The sequence below is a fragment of the Herbiconiux sp. FW305-C-125 genome (assembly GCF_058783455.1).
In genome coordinates this window covers 58599-77425 of the sequence record NZ_JBYSYO010000008.1, presented here as the reverse complement: position 1 = coordinate 77425, position 18827 = coordinate 58599, and the positions used below count along the sequence as shown (strand labels likewise).

The 18827-nt window shown below is 71.0% G+C and carries 19 protein-coding genes; 9 read left to right on the top strand and 10 right to left on the bottom strand.

Going from position 1 to position 18827, the window contains the following annotated elements; all coding sequences use genetic code 11:
• Positions 1–36: 36 nt before the first annotated feature.
• From AC3WLB_RS17990 to AC3WLB_RS17965, 6 genes are read left to right on the top strand one after another with little or no spacing between them, the layout of a single operon-like run.
• Positions 37–1113: an ABC transporter substrate-binding protein gene (locus AC3WLB_RS17990; RefSeq protein ID WP_022896995.1), complete on the top strand. Its 1077-nt coding sequence runs from the start codon at positions 37–39 to the stop codon at positions 1111–1113.
• A complete protein-coding gene (locus AC3WLB_RS17985; protein WP_492508333.1) occupies positions 1110–1928 on the top strand; it encodes an ABC transporter ATP-binding protein in 819 nt (272 codons plus the stop codon). The genes AC3WLB_RS17990 and AC3WLB_RS17985 overlap by 4 nt, the downstream gene beginning before the upstream one ends.
• Positions 1925–2776 carry an acetoacetate decarboxylase family protein gene (locus AC3WLB_RS17980; protein WP_022897011.1) on the top strand — a complete coding sequence of 284 codons (852 nt, stop codon included), beginning with the start codon at positions 1925–1927 and terminating at the stop codon, positions 2774–2776. The genes AC3WLB_RS17985 and AC3WLB_RS17980 overlap by 4 nt, the downstream gene beginning before the upstream one ends.
• Positions 2773–3819 carry an Ldh family oxidoreductase gene (locus AC3WLB_RS17975; protein WP_492508331.1) on the top strand — a complete coding sequence of 349 codons (1047 nt, stop codon included), beginning with the start codon at positions 2773–2775 and terminating at the stop codon, positions 3817–3819. Before AC3WLB_RS17980 ends, AC3WLB_RS17975 begins: the two co-directional genes overlap by 4 nt.
• A 10-nt stretch (positions 3820–3829) precedes the next feature.
• Positions 3830–4846, top strand: a complete 1017-nt coding sequence (locus tag AC3WLB_RS17970) for an adenosine deaminase (protein WP_492508330.1) — start codon at positions 3830–3832, stop codon at positions 4844–4846.
• Entirely contained in the window at positions 4843–5847 is a 1005-nt protein-coding gene (locus AC3WLB_RS17965) for a nucleoside hydrolase (RefSeq protein ID WP_492508328.1), read from the top strand. The genes AC3WLB_RS17970 and AC3WLB_RS17965 overlap by 4 nt, the downstream gene beginning before the upstream one ends.
• Here AC3WLB_RS17965 and AC3WLB_RS17960 read toward each other — a convergent pair.
• Entirely contained in the window at positions 5831–6691 is an 861-nt protein-coding gene (locus AC3WLB_RS17960; protein ID WP_022894870.1) for a DUF3097 domain-containing protein, read from the bottom strand. The genes AC3WLB_RS17965 and AC3WLB_RS17960 overlap by 17 nt on opposite strands.
• A 63-nt stretch (positions 6692–6754) precedes the next feature.
• On the bottom strand, positions 6755–7111 hold the full coding sequence (locus tag AC3WLB_RS17955) for a DivIVA domain-containing protein (RefSeq protein ID WP_492508325.1): 357 nt from the start codon (positions 7109–7111) through the stop codon (positions 6755–6757).
• A gap of 92 nt (positions 7112–7203) precedes the next feature.
• Here AC3WLB_RS17955 and AC3WLB_RS17950 point away from each other — a divergent pair, with 92 nt between their 5' ends.
• Positions 7204–8118, top strand: a complete 915-nt coding sequence (locus AC3WLB_RS17950; protein WP_492508323.1) for a carbohydrate kinase family protein — start codon at positions 7204–7206, stop codon at positions 8116–8118.
• A gap of 176 nt (positions 8119–8294) precedes the next feature.
• On the opposite strand, the gene AC3WLB_RS17945 is transcribed toward AC3WLB_RS17950, so the two are convergent.
• Positions 8295–9698 carry an alpha-hydroxy acid oxidase gene (locus AC3WLB_RS17945; protein ID WP_492508321.1) on the bottom strand — a complete coding sequence of 468 codons (1404 nt, stop codon included), beginning with the start codon at positions 9696–9698 and terminating at the stop codon, positions 8295–8297.
• Between the two features lie 11 nt (positions 9699–9709).
• Complete coding sequence (locus AC3WLB_RS17940) at positions 9710–10492, bottom strand: FadR/GntR family transcriptional regulator (RefSeq protein ID WP_492508319.1); 783 nt, start codon at positions 10490–10492, stop codon at positions 9710–9712.
• Positions 10493–10601: 109 nt separating this feature from the next.
• On the opposite strand from AC3WLB_RS17940, the gene AC3WLB_RS17935 reads away from it, so the two are divergent.
• Positions 10602–11111, top strand: a complete 510-nt coding sequence (locus tag AC3WLB_RS17935) for a DUF1707 SHOCT-like domain-containing protein (protein WP_492508317.1) — start codon at positions 10602–10604, stop codon at positions 11109–11111.
• A 32-nt stretch (positions 11112–11143) separates the two neighbouring features.
• On the opposite strand, the gene AC3WLB_RS17930 is transcribed toward AC3WLB_RS17935, so the two are convergent.
• Positions 11144–12016, bottom strand: coding sequence for an oxidoreductase (locus tag AC3WLB_RS17930; RefSeq protein ID WP_492508315.1), 873 nt, complete (start codon positions 12014–12016; stop codon positions 11144–11146).
• A gap of 111 nt (positions 12017–12127) precedes the next feature.
• Between AC3WLB_RS17930 and AC3WLB_RS17925 the strand changes: the two genes are divergently transcribed.
• A complete protein-coding gene (locus AC3WLB_RS17925; RefSeq protein ID WP_492508313.1) occupies positions 12128–12553 on the top strand; it encodes a winged helix-turn-helix transcriptional regulator in 426 nt (141 codons plus the stop codon).
• A 42-nt stretch (positions 12554–12595) separates the two neighbouring features.
• Here AC3WLB_RS17925 and AC3WLB_RS17920 read toward each other — a convergent pair whose 3' ends face one another.
• The 5 genes from AC3WLB_RS17920 to AC3WLB_RS17900 all read right to left on the bottom strand — a co-directional run bounded on the left by AC3WLB_RS17920 (position 12596) and on the right by AC3WLB_RS17900 (position 18792).
• Positions 12596–13279 (bottom strand): endonuclease/exonuclease/phosphatase family protein, encoded by a 684-nt coding sequence (locus AC3WLB_RS17920; RefSeq protein ID WP_492508311.1) that lies wholly within the window; start codon positions 13277–13279, stop codon positions 12596–12598.
• A gap of 2 nt (positions 13280–13281) precedes the next feature.
• Positions 13282–14292: a helix-turn-helix domain-containing protein gene (locus AC3WLB_RS17915; RefSeq protein WP_492508309.1), complete on the bottom strand. Its 1011-nt coding sequence runs from the start codon at positions 14290–14292 to the stop codon at positions 13282–13284.
• Between the two features lie 92 nt (positions 14293–14384).
• Positions 14385–15818 (bottom strand): rhamnulokinase, encoded by a 1434-nt coding sequence (locus tag AC3WLB_RS17910; protein ID WP_492508308.1) that lies wholly within the window; start codon positions 15816–15818, stop codon positions 14385–14387.
• 91 nt (positions 15819–15909) lie between these two features.
• Positions 15910–17961, bottom strand: coding sequence for a bifunctional aldolase/short-chain dehydrogenase (locus AC3WLB_RS17905; protein WP_492508306.1), 2052 nt, complete (start codon positions 17959–17961; stop codon positions 15910–15912).
• A gap of 87 nt (positions 17962–18048) precedes the next feature.
• Complete coding sequence (locus AC3WLB_RS17900; protein WP_492508304.1) at positions 18049–18792, bottom strand: DeoR/GlpR family DNA-binding transcription regulator; 744 nt, start codon at positions 18790–18792, stop codon at positions 18049–18051.
• Positions 18793–18827: the final 35 nt, after the last annotated feature.

Here is an 18827-nt window from a genome sequence, read left to right as displayed (position 1 = left end):
CCCACCACACGAACCATCCGACCCAAGGAGACGATCATGACCACCCGCCTCACCCTCCCCACCCCGCCGGCCGGCATCTCCCGCCGGTCGCTGATCCTCGGCGGGCTCGGCAGCATTGGGGCCGCAACCCTGCTCGCGGCCTGCGGCAGCCCGTCCCCGAGCGGAACCGGCTCCGCGGCCGCGGGGGCACCGATCGGCTGGCAGCTGTCCTGGACCGAGGACTACGAGTTCGCCGGCAGCTACCTCGCCGACACCAACGGCTACTGGAGCGATCAGGGCCTCGCCGTGAAGCTCCTGCCCGGCGGTCCCAACACCAACCCGCAGCAGCTGGTGGCGGCCGGGCAGGCGTTCGTCTCGTCGAGCAAGGCCGTCTCGGCCGCCAACCTCCTCGTCTCGGACGGAATCAAGCTGAAGATCGTCGGCGCGCTGTGGCAGAAGTACGGCTTGACCGTCATCTCCCGCTCCGACAACCCCATCACCTCGCCGCAGGACCTCGAGGGCAAGACCGTCGGCGTCTTCGCCTCGAACGACAGCGACTGGGCGGCCTTCCTCGCCCTGAACGGCGTCGACCGCTCGAAGATCACCGAGGTCCCCGGCAGCTACGACATCACTCCGGTCGCGAGCGGCACGGTCGACGCGGTGCAGGGCTACGGCTCGACGCGAATCGCACAGATCGCAAGTGACGTCACCCTCGAGACCATGTTGCTCGCCGACTTCGGCTACAACCCCATCTCGGCCGCCTACGCCGTGAAGGAGGAGACGCTGCAGGATGACGCCAAGCGCGCCCAGCTGGTGAAGTTCCTGCGGGGCGAGATCATGGGCTGGCAGGACGTCGCATTCGGCGGCCAGATCGACCAGGCCATCGACCTCACGGTCAACACCTACGGCAAGAGCCTGGGGCTGAACGCCGACGAGCAGCGCGCCGGACTGGAGGGTCAGCTCGACTTCGTGGTCTCCGACGAGAGCACCGCGAACGGTCTGTGCACCATGTCCGACTCGCTCATCGCCGGCACCCAGCAGGTGTTCGACCAGCTGAAGCTCGACGTCGACGTGACCGACATCGTGACGACCGAGATCCTCGATGAGGTCTACGCCGGGAAGAACCGGGTATGACGATGACGACTCCGATCGCCGCGACCGACCTCGGTCTGTCGTTCGAGCACGTCGAGAAGCGCTTCTCCATCGGGCGGCACGAGGTCGTGGCTCTGCACGACGTGAACATCGCCATTCCCCGCGGAGCGCTGGTGTCACTCGTCGGGCCGTCCGGATGCGGCAAGTCGACGGCCCTGCGCATCCTGGGCGGGCTCGACGAGCCCACCAGCGGCCGCGTGCTCGTGCACGGGGAGGACCCGGACACGGCTCGCAGAAGCCGGCACCTCTCCATCGCGTTCCAGGACCCGTCGCTCTTGCCGTGGCGGTCGGTGCGCAAGAACATCCAGCTCGCGCTCGAGGTCACCGGCAAGAAGGTGTCGCGCGCCGAGATCGACGACGTGATCGGCCTGGTGGGCCTCACGGGCTTCGAGAACGCCCGGCCCGCGCAGCTCTCAGGCGGAATGCGGCAGCGCGCCGCGATCGCCCGGGCACTCATCACCGAGCCGAGGGTGCTCCTGATGGACGAGCCGTTCGGCGCCCTCGACGAACTCACCCGCCGCAACCTCAACCTCGAGCTGATGCGCATCTGGAGCGAGCGGGAGATCACCACCCTGCTCGTGACCCACTCGATCAGCGAGGCCGTCTTCCTCTCCGACGTGGTAGTCGTCATGACGCCCCGGCCGGGCAAGGTGACCGCCACCATCGACATCGCCATCGAGCGGCCGCGGTCGCCCGAGGTGATGCGCAGCCCCGAGTTCCACGACTACGAAGACCAGATCAGCAGCATCCTGTTCGATGAAGATCGGACGGCCAAGGCAAGGACGAACCAGCAGTGAGCACCGAGACATCCGCACCCTTCGAGCACGACAGCGACCCTGCGTTCGCGGCCACCGGCCTGAAGGGCTTCACCCTGCCGCTCTCGCCCACCGGCAAGTCGGCGCTGTTCCCGCCGCCGCCGTGGGACTACTCGGCCGAGATGCTCGTGGTCGACTTCACCGCCGACCGTGACACGCTCGCGAAGTACCTGCCGACCGGTCTCGTGCCGACCCCCGAGGGCTCCGCGAGCTTCGGCTTCGGCCGGTGGAACGCGGGCGCGGATGCGGATCCGCGGATGCGCGCCGACCCGGCCCGCGGCCAGCACGACGAGGCCTACCTCCTCATCCACGCCATGAAGGGAGAGCAGAGAGTGGGCTTTCTCGCGTTCTCCTGGGTGAGCACGGAGCTCTCACAGATCCGCGGACTGGTGCAGGGCTTCCCGAAGAAGCTCGGGTCGGCGTTCCTCTCCCGGCCGGTCGAGATCGGCACCGGCGGGCCACGGCGCGAGCCCGGTCACACCTTCCACGCGCACGTCAGCAGCATGAACCGGCGGCTGGCCACCGCATCTGTCACTCTCGACACCGCAGAGGAGGCCGGCTACGTGCCGCCGCCCGCAAGCATCCCGCACCTGTACCTGCGGATGTTCCCGAGCCTCGCCGGCCCCGAGGCGTCGGTGCTGGAACTCTCGACGCTGATGCTGCGCGACATGGAGATCGGCAGCGTCTACTCCGGTGACGCGACCCTCGAGTTCGGCGAGTCGGAGTACGAGGAACTGCACGAGCTCGGTCCGATCACCGCCGGGCGCGGCTACCACTACTGGTACGCCATGACCATCCTGAGCGGGTCGGTCACCCCGCTCGGCGCGTGAGCGTCACGGCCGCGGGCACCGCGGTCGTCTCCGCCGCCGAGCTCCGGGCGGCCTGTGTCGCCGCGCTCGAGCGAGCGGGGGTGCCTCGGGCCAAAGCGCGCCTGCAGGCGGAGAACCTGGTCGAAGCCGATCTGCGCGGCCATGCCTCGCATGGCCTCGCGCGACTGCCCGTCTTGCTCGCCCGGATCGCGAACGGGGTGATCGACGTGAATGCTGAAGCCGAAGTCCTGCGGCACAGCCCGGTGGCTGCGACGGTGGATGCGCGCGGCGAACTGGGCCCGTGCGCCGCCGACCTCGCGCTGGAGCTGGCACTGGCAGCGGCGCGGACGCACGGCGTGGGCGTGGTCGCGGTGCGGCGAGCGAACCACCTCGGCCTCCTCGGCACCTACGTCGAGCGGCTGGCGCGCGCCGGCGTCATCGGAATCGTCACGTCCACCACCGAGGCGATGGTGCACCCGCCGCACTCGATCGAGGCTCTGCTCGGCACGAACCCCGTGGCGATCGGCGTGCCGGTCGAGGGGGCCTATGGGCCGCTCGTGCTCGACATGGCGACGAGCACCGTCTCGATGGGCGAGGTCATCCGGCTGGCGGCAGCCGGGGCGCCCGTGCCTGCCAGCTGGGGGATCGACGCGTCCGGGCAGCCGGCGGCCGAGGCCGCCCTGCTCACGACGCTCTCCACCTTCGGGGGCAGCAAGGGCTACGGGCTGTCGCTCTGCCTCGGTGTCATCACCGCCCTCCTCGCCGCAGCGCCGTTCGGCGAGCACGTGCGTGGCACGCTCGACACCACCTCGCCGTCGACGAAGGCCGACCTCGTGGTCGGCATCGACCCGCGGGCCTTCGGCGCGGGCGGAGCATCGCTCGGCGAGTACCTCGACCGCATCCGCACCTCCCGCGACGACGGGCGCGGGTCGCCGTTCGTGCCGGGTGACCGCTCGCGCCGGCTCCGCGCCGAGCGGCTGGAGCACGGCATCCCGCTCGACCCCGCCGTGCTCCGGGCCGTGCTCGCCGCGGCGGGCCGCGATCAACTCGACAACATCAGCTGAAAGGACTCCCGTGCACCTCGCATTCATCGACGCCATCCCCAAGGCGGAACTGCACCTGCACATCGAGGGCACGATAGAACCCGAGCACGCCTTCCGGATGGCGGCGCGCAACGGCGTGACGCTGCCCTGGGCCGACGCCGGTGCGCTCGCCGCAGCCTACGAGTTCGCCGATCTGCAGTCGTTCCTCGACGTCTACTACGCGGTCACCGCCGTGCTGCAGACGGCGGAGGACTTCACGGAGATCGCCGACGCGTACTTCGAGCGCGCGGCGCGTCAGGGGGTGCGCCACGCCGAGATCTTCTTCGACCCGCAGTCGCACACGAGTCGCGGTGTCGACATCGGAGTCGTGATCGGCGGATTGTGGGCCGCGATGTCGACGAGTGCGGAGCGTCACGGCGTCACGAGCGCGCTCATCCTGTGTTTCCTGCGCGACCGCGGTGCCGACGAAGCGGCGCAGACCCTGGAGAGCGCCGTTCCCTTCCTCGACCGGGTGGCGGGCGTGGGGCTCGACTCCGCGGAGGTCGGCTACCCGCCGGCTGCGTTCGAGCAGGTCTTCGCGCGGGCGGCCGAGCTCGGACTACGCCGCGTGGCGCACGCGGGCGAAGAGGGGCCGGCCGACTACGTCTGGCAGGCGCTCGACCGGCTGGGCGCCGAACGGATCGATCACGGCGTGCGATGCCTCGACGACCCCGCCCTGGTGGCGCGCCTCGTGGCCGAGCGGGTGCCATTGACGGTCTGCCCGCTCTCGAACGTGCGGCTGAAGGTGGTGGGTGCGCTCGCCGGTCATCCGATCGGGCGGATGCTCGACGCGGGCCTCCTCGTGTCGGTGAACTCCGACGATCCCGCGTACTTCGGCGGTTACGTCGGCGACACCTTCGCCGCTCTGCACGCGGAGGCGGGCCTCGACCGCGACGCGTTGCGGGTACTTGCGGAGAACTCGTTCCGCTCGTCGTTCCTCGACGACGCGTCTCGCGACCGCTACCTCGCCACCGTGCGGGAGCACTTCGAGCAGGGGGAGGCGGCATGAGCATCCCGCTCATCATCGACACCGACACGGCGCAGGACGACTGCATCGCGCTGCTCTTCGGCCTGCTCGACCCGGCGGCCGAGCTGCGGGCCATCACGATCGTCGCCGGCAACGTCGACTTCGAGCAGCAGGTCGCGAACGCGCTCCTGACGGTGCAGGCGGCCGGCCGGGGCGAGGAGACGCTGGTGCACCGGGGCTGCACACGGCCCATGCTCCGGCCGTGGACTTCGGCGGCGGAGGTGCACGGAGACGGTGTCGGCGGCCTGATCGGACGTACGGCCCACGGAGCGCTGGACACCGCCGGTCTCGGCTCCGTCGCCGGCGAGCACGCCGTCGACGCCCTCATCCGGCTGTGCGCCGACGAGCCCGGGCAGGTCACGGTCGTCGCGATCGGGCCCCTCACGAACGTCGCCACCGCTGTGGTGAAAGACCGCTCGTTCCCGGCAACGGTGAAGAGCCTCGTCATCATGGGCGGCTCCAACAACGACCGTGGCAACACCACGCCGAGCGCGGAGTTCAACTTCTACGCCGACCCGGAGGCCGCGCGCATCGTCTTCGAGGCCGGTTTCGACGACATCCGGGTGCTCCCGTGGGCGCCGGTGACCGTGCGCGACGCCACCGTGACCCGGGCCGAGTACGACACCATCACCGCGAAGGGTCTGCCCCTGCAGCGGTTCTTCCGCGCCGCGTGCGACAGGACCCTCGAGGTGTGTGAGGCGGTGGGGTTGGCGGGGTCGACGCATCCCGACTCGATGACCGTCGCGACCGTGCTGCACGAGGAGCTGGTGCTCGAGTCCGGGCGCTACCGGGTGCAGATCGAGACGATGGGGGAGGTCACCCGCGGTCACTCCGCCATGGCGTGGCCGAAGTTCGGCGTGCCGGCGAACGCGACGGTCATCGAACGCGTCGACCGCGGCGCCTACCTGGAGCTGCTGGCCGGGCTCCTCGCCACCCCGGGTCTCGACGACGTGACGGCCGGGCGGGTCAGACCGGCTCGGTGACGAAGTCGATCAGCTGCTCGACCCGCCCGAGCAGCACCGGCTCGAGGTCGGTGTAGCTCTTCGCCCGGGAGAGGATGCGCTTCCAGGCCCGCGCGATGTCGGCCTGGTCGGCGTGCGGCCAGCCGAACGCCTCGCAGATGCCGTGCTTCCACTCCACCCCGCGCGGCACGACGGGCCACGCGCGGATGCCGAGCGCCGCGGGCGTCACCGACTGCCAGATGTCGACGAACGGATGCCCCACCACCAGCACGTTCGCCCCGAATGGCCCGCGCGCCACGGCCTCGGCGATGCGGCTCTCCTTGGAGCCGGTGACGAGGTGGTCGACCAGCACGCCGATGCGGCGCTCGCGAGTAGGCGCGAACTCGCGCACGACGGCGTCGAGGTCGTCGACCCCCTCGAGGTACTCGACCACGACGCCCTCGCCGCGGAGGTCGTCGCCCCAGATCTTCTCGACCAGCTCGGCGTCGTGCCGGCCCTCGACGTAGATGCGGCTGGCGCGGGCGACCCGGGCGCGCTCCTGCGGCGCGGCGATGGAGCCGGAGGCGGTGCGTTTGAGTCCGGTCTGGGCGGCCCGCGTCGCCGCCGTCTTCGGGTGCACGAGCTGCACCGGCCGCCCTTCGAGCAGGAAGCCGGGGCCGAGCGGGAACACCCGGCGCTTGCCGTGCCGGTCTTCGAGTTCGACCGTGCGGCCCTCGACCCGGGTCACGCTGCCGCAGAAGTCGCTCGCCACCTCCTCCACCACGAGGTCGAACTCGGCCTCCACCTTCGGCAGCTCGGCCGGCTTGGCGCGGCGGTTGTACGTGGCGAGCACGTCGGAGCCATAGCGGTCGTAGTCAGCGGGCACCGCACAAGATTACGTGCGCGCCGAGGCAGGGCGGCGCATCCGGCCCGGCGTGCGCGAATCCGCTCAGCCGGCGCTGGTGCTTTCGCCCGCACCCTCGAACTGGCCCTCGAACTGACGGAGGGTGACGGCGACGTCGTCGAGGGCATCGTCGACCTCGCCCTGGTCCCAGCCCGAGCGGAACTTCGTCTGCGTGAAGCGCTTCTCGACCACCTGTCGGGCGGTCAGGAGGTCGAGACCGTCGGTCTCTCCGCGTTCGTAGGCGGCGAGCGTGGCGACGGCGAGGTCGAGGAAGTCGGAGACCTCCTGGCTGTCGTACCCCTCGCGCAGCGCGGTCACGGTGAAGGTGCGCGCGTCGAGATCGGCCGCCGTGATCGGCTCACCGCTCCGGCCGCCGCCGAACAGCTTGTCGAAGAATCCCATCCGCACCCCGTTCCCTCGGCGGCAATCCTCGCACACCGGCGCGCCCTAGACTGACTCGCAGCCACCCCCCCACCGTAGAGAGGCCTGTCCCGATGCCTGTTGCCGCGCTCGCCATCGGAGAGTCGCTCGTCGACGTGGTCGACGGCGCCGAGCATCCGGGCGGCTCGCCCATGAACATCGCCTACGGGCTCGCGCGCCTCGGCCGGCCCGTGACCCTGCTCACGGCGCTGGGGCCGGATGCGCGGGGCCGCGCCATCGCCGAACACCTCGAATCGGCGGGCGTCACCATCGCTCCCGCCTCCTTCCGCGACGAGCCCACCTCGAGCGCGACCGCCGAACTCCAGCCCGACGGATCGGCGCACTACACCTTCGACCTGCGCTGGTCGCTGCCGACGGATGTCGCGGTGCCGGCCGCCGAGATCGTGCACGTCGGCTCGATCGGCGCCTTCATCGAGCCGGGCGGCCGCGCGGTCGTCGACGCCGTGCGGGCTGCTGCGGCGCGCGGGGCGCTGGTGACGTTCGATCCGAACATCCGGCCCGCCCTCGTGGGCACGCACGCCGAGGCGCTCGAACGGTTCGCAGAGATCGCGGGCCTCAGCACCGTCGTGAAACTCAGCGACGAGGATGCGGCGTGGCTCTACCCGGAACTCGCGACGGATGCGGATGCGGCGGTCACGCGCATCCTCGCCCTCGGCCCGGCCCTGGTGGTCGTGACGCGCGGGGGCGAGGGCGCGATTCTCGCCACGGCGACCGATCGGGTCGCGATTCCGGGCGTGCGCGTCGAGGTGGTCGACACCATCGGGGCGGGCGACTCGCTGATGAGCGCGCTCGTGTTCCGCCTGGCCGAGCTGCTCGACGCCGGCACGCCGGCCGAAGCCCTCCGCGACGGCTCCGCTTTCGACGCGACAGCGCTCGCCGACATCGGCGCCTTCGCCGTGCGCTGCGCCGCCATCACCGTCTCGCGTGCCGGCGCCAACCCACCCCTCCTCGCCGAGCTCACCGCCTGACCCGCGCCGCGCCCCCCCCGCCGGCCCGCTGGCCCGGGGCGCCGCACCCGCGCCGCGAACCACGCGGGCGGCGTGCGCCCCGGAACGACGGAACCTCGTCGTGACACGCCGTCGGCGCTCCGTCGTACCCGCGTTCCGGGCCGAATGTCCGTCGTTACGGACGCGTGGGGGTGGCGTCAGGCGTCGGCGGCGGTGGCCGCCTCGGACTTCGTGACCGGCTTGCGGGCGCGGGACGCGGCCGGCTTCGCCGGCGCCTTCGTCGCGGCGGCGCCGGTGCGGGCGCTGCGCGCGCGGGCGGCTGCGGCCGCCGTGGGTGCCGCCTCCGCCGCGGCGACCGCGGCCGGCGCCACGGCGCGCGGCACGAGGCGCTCGAGCTGCGTCACGTGCGAGGGGTTCAGCTCTTCGAGCGAGTTGACGCCGAGGAGTCGCATGGTGCGGGCGAGCTGGGTGCCGAGGATGTCGATCATCCGGTCGACGCCCTGTCGGCCGCCCGCCATCAGACCGTAGAGGTACGCCCGGCCCACGAGCGTGAACCGCGCACCGAGCGCGACCGAGGCAACGATGTCGGCGCCCGACATGATGCCCGTGTCGAGGTGCACCTCGAACTCCGAGCCGAGCTCGCGCGCGACGTCGGGCAGCAGATGGAACGGGATGGGCGCACGGTCGAGCTGGCGCCCGCCGTGGTTCGAGAGGGTGATGCCGTCGACTCCGAGATCGGCGAGGCGCCGGGCATCCTCGATGTTCTGCACGCCCTTCACCACGACCTTGCCCGGCCACTGCGCCTTGATCCACTCGAGGTCTTCGAAGGTCACCGTCGGGTCGAACATCGAGTCGAGGAGCTCGCCCACCGTGCCCGACCAGCGGTCGAGCGACGCGAAGGCGAGGGGTTCGGTGGTGAGGAAGTTGATCCACCATTCCGGTCGGGGAATGGCGTTCACCACGGTGCCGGCCGTGAGCTGCGGGGGGATCGAGAATCCGTTGCGCTTGTCGCGCAGCCGCGCCCCGGCGACGGGCACGTCGACGGTGACGAGGAGCGTGTCGAAGCCGGCCGCCGCGGCGCGTTCGACGAGCGCCATCGAGCGGGGGCGGTCTTTCCACATGTAGAGCTGGAACCAGTTGCGCCCGTTCGGGTTCGCCGCCTTCACGTCTTCGATCGCGGTGGTGCCCATGGTCGACAGCGAGAACGGGATGCCCGCTGCCCCTGCGGCGCCCGCGCCCGCGACCTCCCCCTCGGTCTGCATCATGCGCGTGAACCCCGTCGGGGCGATGCCGAAGGGGAGGGCGACCGGGGCGCCGAGCACATCCCACCCGGTGTTCACCGTCGACACGTCGCGGAGGATCGACGGGTTGAACTGGATGTCCTCGAACGCCTGCCGCGCCCGCTGCAGACTGATCTCGCCCTCCGCCGCCCCCTCGGTGTAGTCGAACGCAGCCTTCGGGGTGCGGCGCTTGGCGATCGCGCGGAGATCGGCGATCGTGAGCGCCGCGTCGAGACGCCGCTTCTTCGCGTTGAGCTCGGGCGCCTTGAACTGCATGAGCGGGGCGAGGTCTTTGATCTTCGGGATGCGACGCTGAACCATGGTGTTCCTCTTCAATCGGCGGTCGGGTGGATGCCCGAGACCTTCGTCTCGGTGCCTTCAGAGACCTTCGTCTCGGTGCCAAGAGAGACCTTCGTCTCGGTGTGATACGTCTCGATGTGCTGGCGGATGCGCGTGCGCGCCAGCTCGGCGTCGTGCGTCTCGATCGCGGCCACGATGGCCCGGTGCTCGGCCTTGAGGCGCCGTTCGGTGTCCGGCCATGACGGCAGGCCGCTCGCACCGGCGCGCACGTAGCTCTCGATGGAGTCGCGCAGCCCAGCCATCATCGACGCCATCACCTCGTTGCCCGACGCCACCGCGAGCGCGAGGTGGAACGCCTGATCGAGGGTGAGGTACTCGTCGCGGGTGAGCGGCGCATCCTGCTCCATCGCGTCGAGCAGTTCGAGCGCCGCCGAGAGGTCGGGTGCGGATGCCTCGGCCAGCTCCCCGACGACGGCCGACTCGAGCACGAGCCGGGTCTTCACCACGTCGGCGACCGCGAATCCGCTCGCCGCGACCTGCAACCGCACCAACGCGGACATGCCGCCGGTGGGCCGGGCGATGATGATGGCGCCGGACTGCGGGCCCGACCCGGTGGCGGTGCGGATGAGCCCCAGCACCTCGAGCACCCGCAGCGCCTCGCGCACACTCGAACGCCCCACGCCGAGCTCGGCAGCGAGGGCACGTTCGGCCGGCAGGTGGTCGCCCGGTTTGAGGGCGCCGGAGAGGAGGTCGCTCTCGATGCGTTGCAGCACCACCTCCCAGGCGCGGGCGGTCTCGAGCGCCGTGCCGCTCATCCGTTCCCCCTCCCGAGTGTGGTCAGACCACATGGTCCGACCACACTCTACACGAACTGCGGTGGCATGGCCGCTTCCCGGATGCCGCGGGATGCGGCACTCTGGGGGGATGAGTGACTACAGCGACCCCGCCACCGCCGCACAGCGACTGAGCAATTCCGACCGCGACGGTGCCGTTTCGGCGCTGGCGCGCGCGCTCGCCGACGGCCGCATCACGACCGACGAGTTCACCGAACGCTCCACGGCGGCCAAGAGCGCCGTGACCCGGGGCGACCTCGCTCCGTTGTTCGCCGACCTGCCCGACACCTCGGCGCAGAGCATCCCGGCGTCGGCGACCGCACCGGCGCCCGACCCCGACTTCGCACCGCCGGTGGCCCGCGAGCAGGTCTACGACCCCAGTGGCAACGGCGGGGGCCGCCGTCAGCCCCTCGGCGGAACCGCCGGCCGCGTCATCGTCTCGCTGTCGCCGTTCATCGCCCTCGGCCTGTTCTTCCTCTTCGGGTACTACACGCCCGACGGGTTCCGCTGGTCGTGGATCTTCTTCGTGCTCATCCCGATCGCCGGCATCGTGGTCTACGGCCCGGGCGCGAACTCCCGCCGCGACCGCGACGGCTACTAGAGCCGCCGCGGACCCGCCCGCGGAGGTGGGCGTCAGCCGGCGATGCCGTCGAGATCTCGCAGGTCGGCATCCGACAGCTCCAGCCCGGCGCCCGCGATGTTCTCGTGCAGGTGCGCGACCGACGAGGTGCCGGGGATGAGCAGGATGTTCGGCGAGCGGCGCAGCAACCACGCCAGCGCCACCGACATCGGGGTCGACGCGCGTCGTGCGGCGACCGCGGAGAGCGTCTCGGATTGCAGCGGGGTGAAGCCGCCGAGCGGGAAGAACGGGATGTACGCCACTCCCTCCGCGGCGAGCCGGTCGATGAGGTCGTCATCCTGCCGGTTGGCGAGGTTGTAACCGTTCTGCACCGAGACGATCGGTGTGATCGACTGCGCCTGGGCGACCTGCTCGGCGGTGGCGTTGCTGACGCCGAGGTGCCGGATGACTCCCTGGCGCTGCAGATCGGCGAGCGTGCCGAAGGCTGCTTCGATGTCCTCCGCGACGGGTCCGTTCGCGTCGCCGAGGCGGAGGTGCACGAGATCGAGCGCGTCGACGCCGAGCAGCTCGAGGTTGTCGTCGATCTGGGCGCGCAGCTCATCCGGGGTCCGTGCCGGCGGCCAGCCGCCCTGCGCGTCGCGTCGGCCGCCCGCCTTCGTCGCGATGAGCAACTCGTCGGGGTAGGGCTGCAGCGCCTCCCGGATCAGCTCGTTCACCACGCGAGGACCGTAGGTCTCTGCGGTGTCGATGTGCGTGATACCGGCGGCGACGGCCGCGCGCAGCACCGCGACCGCCCCGTCGCGATCGCGTGGGGGCCCCATCACCCACGGGCCGGCGAGTTGCATGGCACCGAAACCGAAGCGGGAGACGGGCTTGTCGCCCAGGGTCCAGGTGCCACCGGGGAGCTGCGGGAGGGTGTCGCGCATGCGAGAACCTTTCAGATCGGATCAACGAACCCCTTCAGCCTCGCTCCTCGGCTACCCTTTGGGTAGTAGTTACCCAGAAGTGCCTTACTACCCGAGCGAGAAGAGACGACGATGACGACGATGACCGCCGCAGAGCGCCGGGCGAGCGCGAAGACCGAGTACAACGCTTTCCTGGCTGCCTGCCCCAGCCAGCGCGTGCTCGCGCAGATCTCGGGAAAGTGGGTGACTCTCGTGCTCTCCGCGCTCGGCAGCGGCCCCGATTGCGACGGTGAGCCACGGCCGATGCGGTATTCCGAGCTCACTCGGGTGCTCGCCGGGGTGAGCCCCAAGATGCTCTCCCAGACCCTCCGCACCCTCGAGCGCGACGGGCTCGTCACCCGAACGGCGACGCCCACCGTGCCCGTCACGGTCTCCTACGAGCTGACTCCGCTCGGCCTGTCGCTCCACGGCACCGTGCGCCAGCTCAAGCAGTGGGCCGAGCGCAACCGCGACGCCGTCTCAGAACGTCAGGAGCACTACGACAGCGCTCCGCACTAGTCGGCCCGCACTAGTCGGCCCGCCTGAGTCAGCCCGCCCGAGTCAGTCCTCGACGCCCGCCCGCACCAGGATCGGCAGGTGGTCGCTCTGGCCCTGGGGCAGCGTGTCGATGGAGTCGATGCGGGTGTGGGCGCTCGTCACGAAGTCGAAGTGGCCCTTGAAGTACTTGTACCGGGCGTAAGTGGGCTTGTCGCTGAACGAGAGCAGGTAGCCCGACTCCTCCATGCGCTCCGAGAGGTTCGCGCGGAACCACGGGTAGTTGTAGTCGCCCACCATCACGGTCGGCAGGCCCGGCCCCATCACGCGCAACGCGCTGTGGGCGGCCGCGATCTGCTTGCGTCGCAGGGAGTTCGAGGCGGTGAGCGGCGCCGCATGGAACGACCCCACGAGGATCTCCTTGCCGATCTCCTTGTCGAACAGCTTCGCCGCGAGCAGCCGCTCGTGCGCCGGCGCCATCACGCGGTCGTGCATCGACTTGCGGAGCGCGAACACCCGGGTGGCCTGCAGGTCGAAGCGCTCGTCGCGGTAGTACACCGCGAGGCCGAGCCGATTGGTCTTCGTGGAGTCGGCGAGCACGAGGTGGTCGATCCGCTCCGGGATGTCTTCGGTGTCGCATTCCTGGAGGCACATGACGTCGACGTCGTAGAGCCGGCTGAGATCGCGCAGCTCACCGCTGGCGTGGTGCTTGCGGAGGTTGTAACTGACGATGTTCAGTTCGCGTCCCATCTTCATTCTGCCTGCACCTTCTGGTTCGGCAATTCTGACACGTTCCGCCCGGAATCGACCTGAGTCCGCCGTGAGTACTCGCCGGGAGCCAGCCCGACGGCCCTGGTGAAGTCACGGCTGAAGTGGGCCTGGTCGGCGTAGCCGAGTTCGGCGGCGAGTTCGGCGAGGGCGGCGGGCGGATGCTCGCGCAGCCGCGCCGCGGCATCCTGCAACCGCTGGCGCTGCAGCAGCCATTTCGGGTTCATGCCCACGAACTCGGCGGTGAGCCGCTGCAGGCTCCGCACCCCGAGCCCGAACCGCGCCGCGAGCTCCTCGACGCTGCGGATGCCCGGCTCCGACTCCACTGCCCGCACCACGTCGTTGATGACGGCACCTCGCCCCGCGTCCAGCCGCAGCCCGCGCAGCCAGGCTTCGAAGGTTGCGATCATGCCCGTGTCGTCGTCCCGGAGCGAGCGGATGCGCGCCGTCACCTCGACCGCCCCCGGCACCAGCCCGGCGATCGGCTCGGGAGCGTCGGACAGGCTCGCGACGGTGCGCTTCGGCCGTGCATCCGCCCCGCTCGGCCGAACGCCGCCGCCCGCGACGCCGCCGGCGCCGCTGTCCGGGCCCGCGTCGCCGTCCGGGCCCGCGCCCGCGTTGGGGCCCGCGTCCGCGTCGAGCACGATGCGCGCCGTCCCCGGCTGCAGCATCACGCCGAACGCCCATCCCGTGCCCGTGAGCGTGCGCGACCCCACCCCGCGGGCGAGGCCGAACAGCGCGGCGTACTCGTCGCTCACCACGAGGTTGCAGGTCGCGTACTGCAGCAGCAGCTCCTCGTGCGACCGCCCCGTGGGCAGGCTCCAGCGTGGAATCCAGTAGTGCCGCACCAGCCCCGCGAGGTCGTCGCTCGGCCGGTACCGTTCGAGCCGCACGAAGGCTGCCGACTCCTCAGGGAACAGCACACCCCGGCTCACGACCGGAGTCGCGCCCGTAGCGCCGGTCGCATCCGACCGCTCCGCCGCTCCCGCACCCACGCCGCCACCCTACCCGCGAGCAGCGACCGCTACTCGTCGCAAACCGGACGATGACGCGCCCGTTGCCCGTCTTGCGCCGAGTCGCGGACGGCTCAGTGCGAGGTGGGGGTGTACCGCACGGGTGCGAAGGTCTTCGCCACGATCGCGCGCAGCGCCTCGAGCGAGGAGTCACGGGCCACGAGCCCCTGAGCGCGCGCCTGCACGAGCACGTTGCCGACGGCGGTGGCCTCGACGGGGCCCGCGAGCACGGTGCGCCCGGTGCGATCGGCGGTGAGCTGGCAGAGCAGCGCGTTCTGTGAACCGCCGCCCACCACGTGCACCACGTCGATCCGCTTGCCCGAGAGCGCCGCAGCGGTCTCGAGGGAGCGGGCGTAGGCATCCGCCAGACTCTCCAGGATGCTGCGCACCACCTCGGCCCGGCTCTGCGGCGCCGCCACCCCGCGTGCTGAGCACCACGCCGCGATGCGCGCCGGCATGTCTCCGGGCGCCACGAACACCGGGTCGGCGGCGTCGAACACCGCGACCGGTGTGGTCACGGCGGCCGCGGCCGAGAGCAGGGTGGGCAGGTCGATCTGCTCGCCCTCGCGCTCCCAGGTGCGCACCGACTCCGAGAGCAGCCACAACCCCGACACGTTCTGCAGGTAGCGGATGCGCCCGTCGACGCCGCCCTCATTGGTGAAGTTGGCGGCCCGGCTGTCGTCGGAGACCACCGGATGCTCGAGCTCGACGCCCACGAGCGACCAGGTGCCGCTGGAGATGTAGGCGAAGTCCTCACCGGTGGCGGGCACCGCGACCACTGCAGAGGCGGTGTCGTGTGAGCCGACCGCGCTGACCGGCACCGGACGCGCCGTGGCGGCGCCGATCTCGGCCGCCACCGCCGGAAGCAGGCTGCCGACGGTCGAGCCGGGCGCGATCAGCTCGGGGAAGAGGCCGCGCGGCAACCCGAGGCGCCGCATCAGTTCCTCGTTCCACTCGCCCGTGTGCACGTCGATCAGCCCGGTCGTCGACGCGTTGGTCTGCTCGGCCCGGCGCTCGCCGGTGAGCCAGAAACCGAGGAGGTCGGGGATGAGCAGCATCGTCTCGGCCGCCGTGAGCGACCCCTCGAGTTGCTCGGCGGCGAGCTGGTAGAGCGTGTTGAACGGCAGGAACTGCAGTCCGTTGGCCGCATACAGTTCCGCCGGCCCGACCACCGAGTGTGTCGCGTCGACACCTGCCGCCGTGCGCTCGTCGCGGTAGTGGTAGGGGTTGCCGAGCATCCGGCCGCCCTGGATCAGCGCATAGTCGACCGCCCAGGAGTCGATGCCGATGCTGCGCACGTCGGGCTCGTCGCGGAGCGCCGAACCGAGGCCCGCGAGCACGTTGCGGTAGAGCTCGAGGATGTTCCAGTGCAACCCGTCGAGCACCCGCACGGGGTTGTTCGGAAAGCGGGCGACGGGCACGAGCCGCAACTCGTCGTGCCCGACGTAGCCCAGCATCACGCGCCCGCTCGTGGCGCCCAGGTCGACGGCGGCAACCGCTGCGGTCATCGCGCGCCCCCTCCTGTCGACCCGTCGATCTTGGCCCTGAAACTCGGACTATAGGGCCAAAACTGACGGGTCGCGAGGATTGTGCGGGGGGTCACCGCAGGAAGGCGGCGGCGACGCCGGCGTCGACCGGGACGTGCAGGCCCGTGGTGTGGGTGAGGTCGCTGCCCGTCAGCACGGCGACGGCATTCGCCACGTGCTCCGGCAGCACCTCGCGCTTCAACAGGGTGCGCTGGGCGTAGTAGGCGCCGAGCTCCTCCTCGGGCACGCCGTAGACCGCCGCGCGCTTCGCGCCCCAGCCTCCGGCGAAGATGCCGGAGCCCCGCACCACGCCGTCGGGGTTGATGCCGTTCACCTTCACGCCGTGCTCGCCGAGCTCGGCGGCCAGCAGCCGCACCTGATGCGCCTGGTCGGCCTTCGTCGCCGAGTAGGCGATGTTGTTCGGGCCCGCGAAGACCGAGTTCTTCGACGAGATGTAGACGATGTCGCCGCCCATCTCCTGCTCGATCAGCACGCGGGCGGCGGCTTTCGACACGAGGAAGGAGCCCTTGGCCATGACGTCGTGCTGCAGGTCCCAGTCGGCCTCGGTGGTCTCGAGCAGCGGCTTCGAGATCGAGAGCCCGGCGTTGTTCACCACCAGGTCGAGCCCGCCGAACTGCAACAGGGCGGCGCGGATGCCCGCCTCGATGTCGGCCTCGCTGGTGACGTTCGCCTGCACCCCGATCGCGACATCCGTTCCACCGAGTTCGGCGGCCGCCGCCTCGGCCTTCGCCAGGTCGAGGTCGGCCACGACGACGCAGGCGCCCTCGGCGGCGAGCCGGGTGGCGATGGCCTTGCCGATGCCGGAGGCCGCGCCGGTCACGAGGGCGACCCGGGTGGCGTGCGACTTCGGCTTGGGCAGCCGCTGGAGCTTCGCCTCTTCGAGCGCCCAGTACTCGATGCGGAACTTCTCTGCCTCGTCGATGGGCGCGTAGCTGCTCAGCGATTCGGCGCCGCGCATCACGTTGATGGCGTTGATGTAGAACTCGCCGGCGACCCGGGCGGTCTGCTTGTTGGCGCCGTAGGAGAACATGCCGACGCCCGGCACCAGCACGATCGCCGGGTCGGCGCCGCGCATGGCGGGGGAGTCGGGGCTGGCGTTGCGGTCGTAGTACGCGGCGTAGTCGGCACGGTACTCGGCGTGCAGCTCCTTCAGGCGGGCGATCGACTCCTCGACGGAGGCGTCGGCGGGCAGATCGAGCACGAGCGGCTTGACCTTCGTGCGGAGGAAGTGGTCGGGGCAGCTCGTGCCGAGAGCGGCGAGCCGCGGATGCTCGGCGGAAGCCAGGAAGTCGAGCACGACCTCGGCGTCGGTGAACGAGCCGACCTGTGCCTTGTCGGTGGAGGCGAGACCGCGGATCGTGGGCGCGAGCGCAGCGGCCTTGGCGCGCCGCTCGGCCGCCGGCAGGGCACCGTAGCCCGCGAGGGCCGGGCCGAAGGGTTCGGGCCGGCCGTGCGCGGCGATGTACTCGGCGGCGGTGTCGATGATCCACAGCGAGTTCGCCTCGGCTTCGTCGCTGGTGTCGCCCCACGCGGTGATGCCGTGACCGCCGAGGATGCAGCCCACCGCATCCGGGTGGCTGCGCTTGATCTCGGCGATGTCGAGGCCGAGCTGGAAGCCGGGGCGGCGCCACGGCACCCAGACGACCTTGTCGCCGAAGACGGTGGTGGTGAGCGCTTCGCCATCGGCCGCTGTGGCGATGGCGATGCCCGAGTCGGGATGCAGGTGGTCGACGTGCGCGGCGTCGACCAGGCCGTGCATGGCGGTGTCGATGCTCGGGGCTGCGCCGCCCTTGCCGAAGAGCGTGTAGTCGAACGCCGCCACCATCTCGTCTTCGCGGTCGACGCCGGGGTAGACGTTCTGCAGCGCGCGCAGCCGGTCGATGCGGAGCACCGCGAGCCCGCTCTCGGTGAGGGTGCCGAGGTCGCCGCCGGAGCCCTTCACCCACATCAGCTCGACCTCCTCGCCCGTCACCGGGTCGATGTCGAGGCCCTTGGCGGAGGTGTTGCCGCCGGCGTAGTTGGTGTTCTTCGGGTCGGAACCGAGGCGGTTCGATCGTGCGATGAGGTCGGCAGCGGCGCGGGAGGTCATGGGTTCTCCGGTCATGTCAAATCATGTGAACTTCACAAAACCTAACAGCGGTGTTTCTGACCGTCAACCACGCGGCGGTGAACGGATTCGAGACGTTCGGCGTCAGCGGAGCTCGACGAGCGGGCGCAGGGCGTCCAAGCGGGAGTCGGCGGGATCGAGTTCGGTCACGACGACCGAGATGTGCTCCCACGGGATGGCGGCCGCGGTGGCGCGGCGGCCGAGCTTGGTGGCGTTGATGAGCAGCACGGTCTCGCGCGCGGCCCGCACCATCTCGCGTTTGACCTGGGCCTCCTCGAGGATCGTCTCACTCGTGCCGTACTCGAGGTCGGCGGCCGAGGCCGAGGTGAAGAAGCGGTCGTAGTTGAGCATCCCGGCCGCGGCGCAGGCGATCGGCCCGACGAAGCTGTCGGTCTGCGGTTCGAGCTCTCCGCCGACCAGGATGGCGCGGGTGCCCCGCGCGGCGGCGGCACGGGCGTGGTTGTGTGCGGAGTTGGTGGCCACGACCAGGTCTGAGGCGTGACGCAGCTGGCTCAGCAGGTGGCCGGAGGTCGAGGACGCGTCGACCGCGATCGCGCCCGACGCCGGCACGAGGTCGAGTGCTTTGCGGGCGATCTCGGTCTTGGCGGCGTCGTCGACTCCCTGGCGCTCCTCGAACGAGCGGGCCTTCACGGCGGCGACCGCACCGCCGCGCACGCGCACCGCAACGCCTTCACGCTCGAGCGCCTCGAGGTCGCGGCGCACCGTCATGGTCGAGACGCCGAGCTCGGCGGCCGTCTCCTCGAGCCGGATGACGCCGTCCTGTTCCAGCCGCCCGAGCAGGCGCTCGCGGCGTTCCGCGCCGATCACCGCACGCCTCCCATTGCTCTCCTGTCCACAGCCGA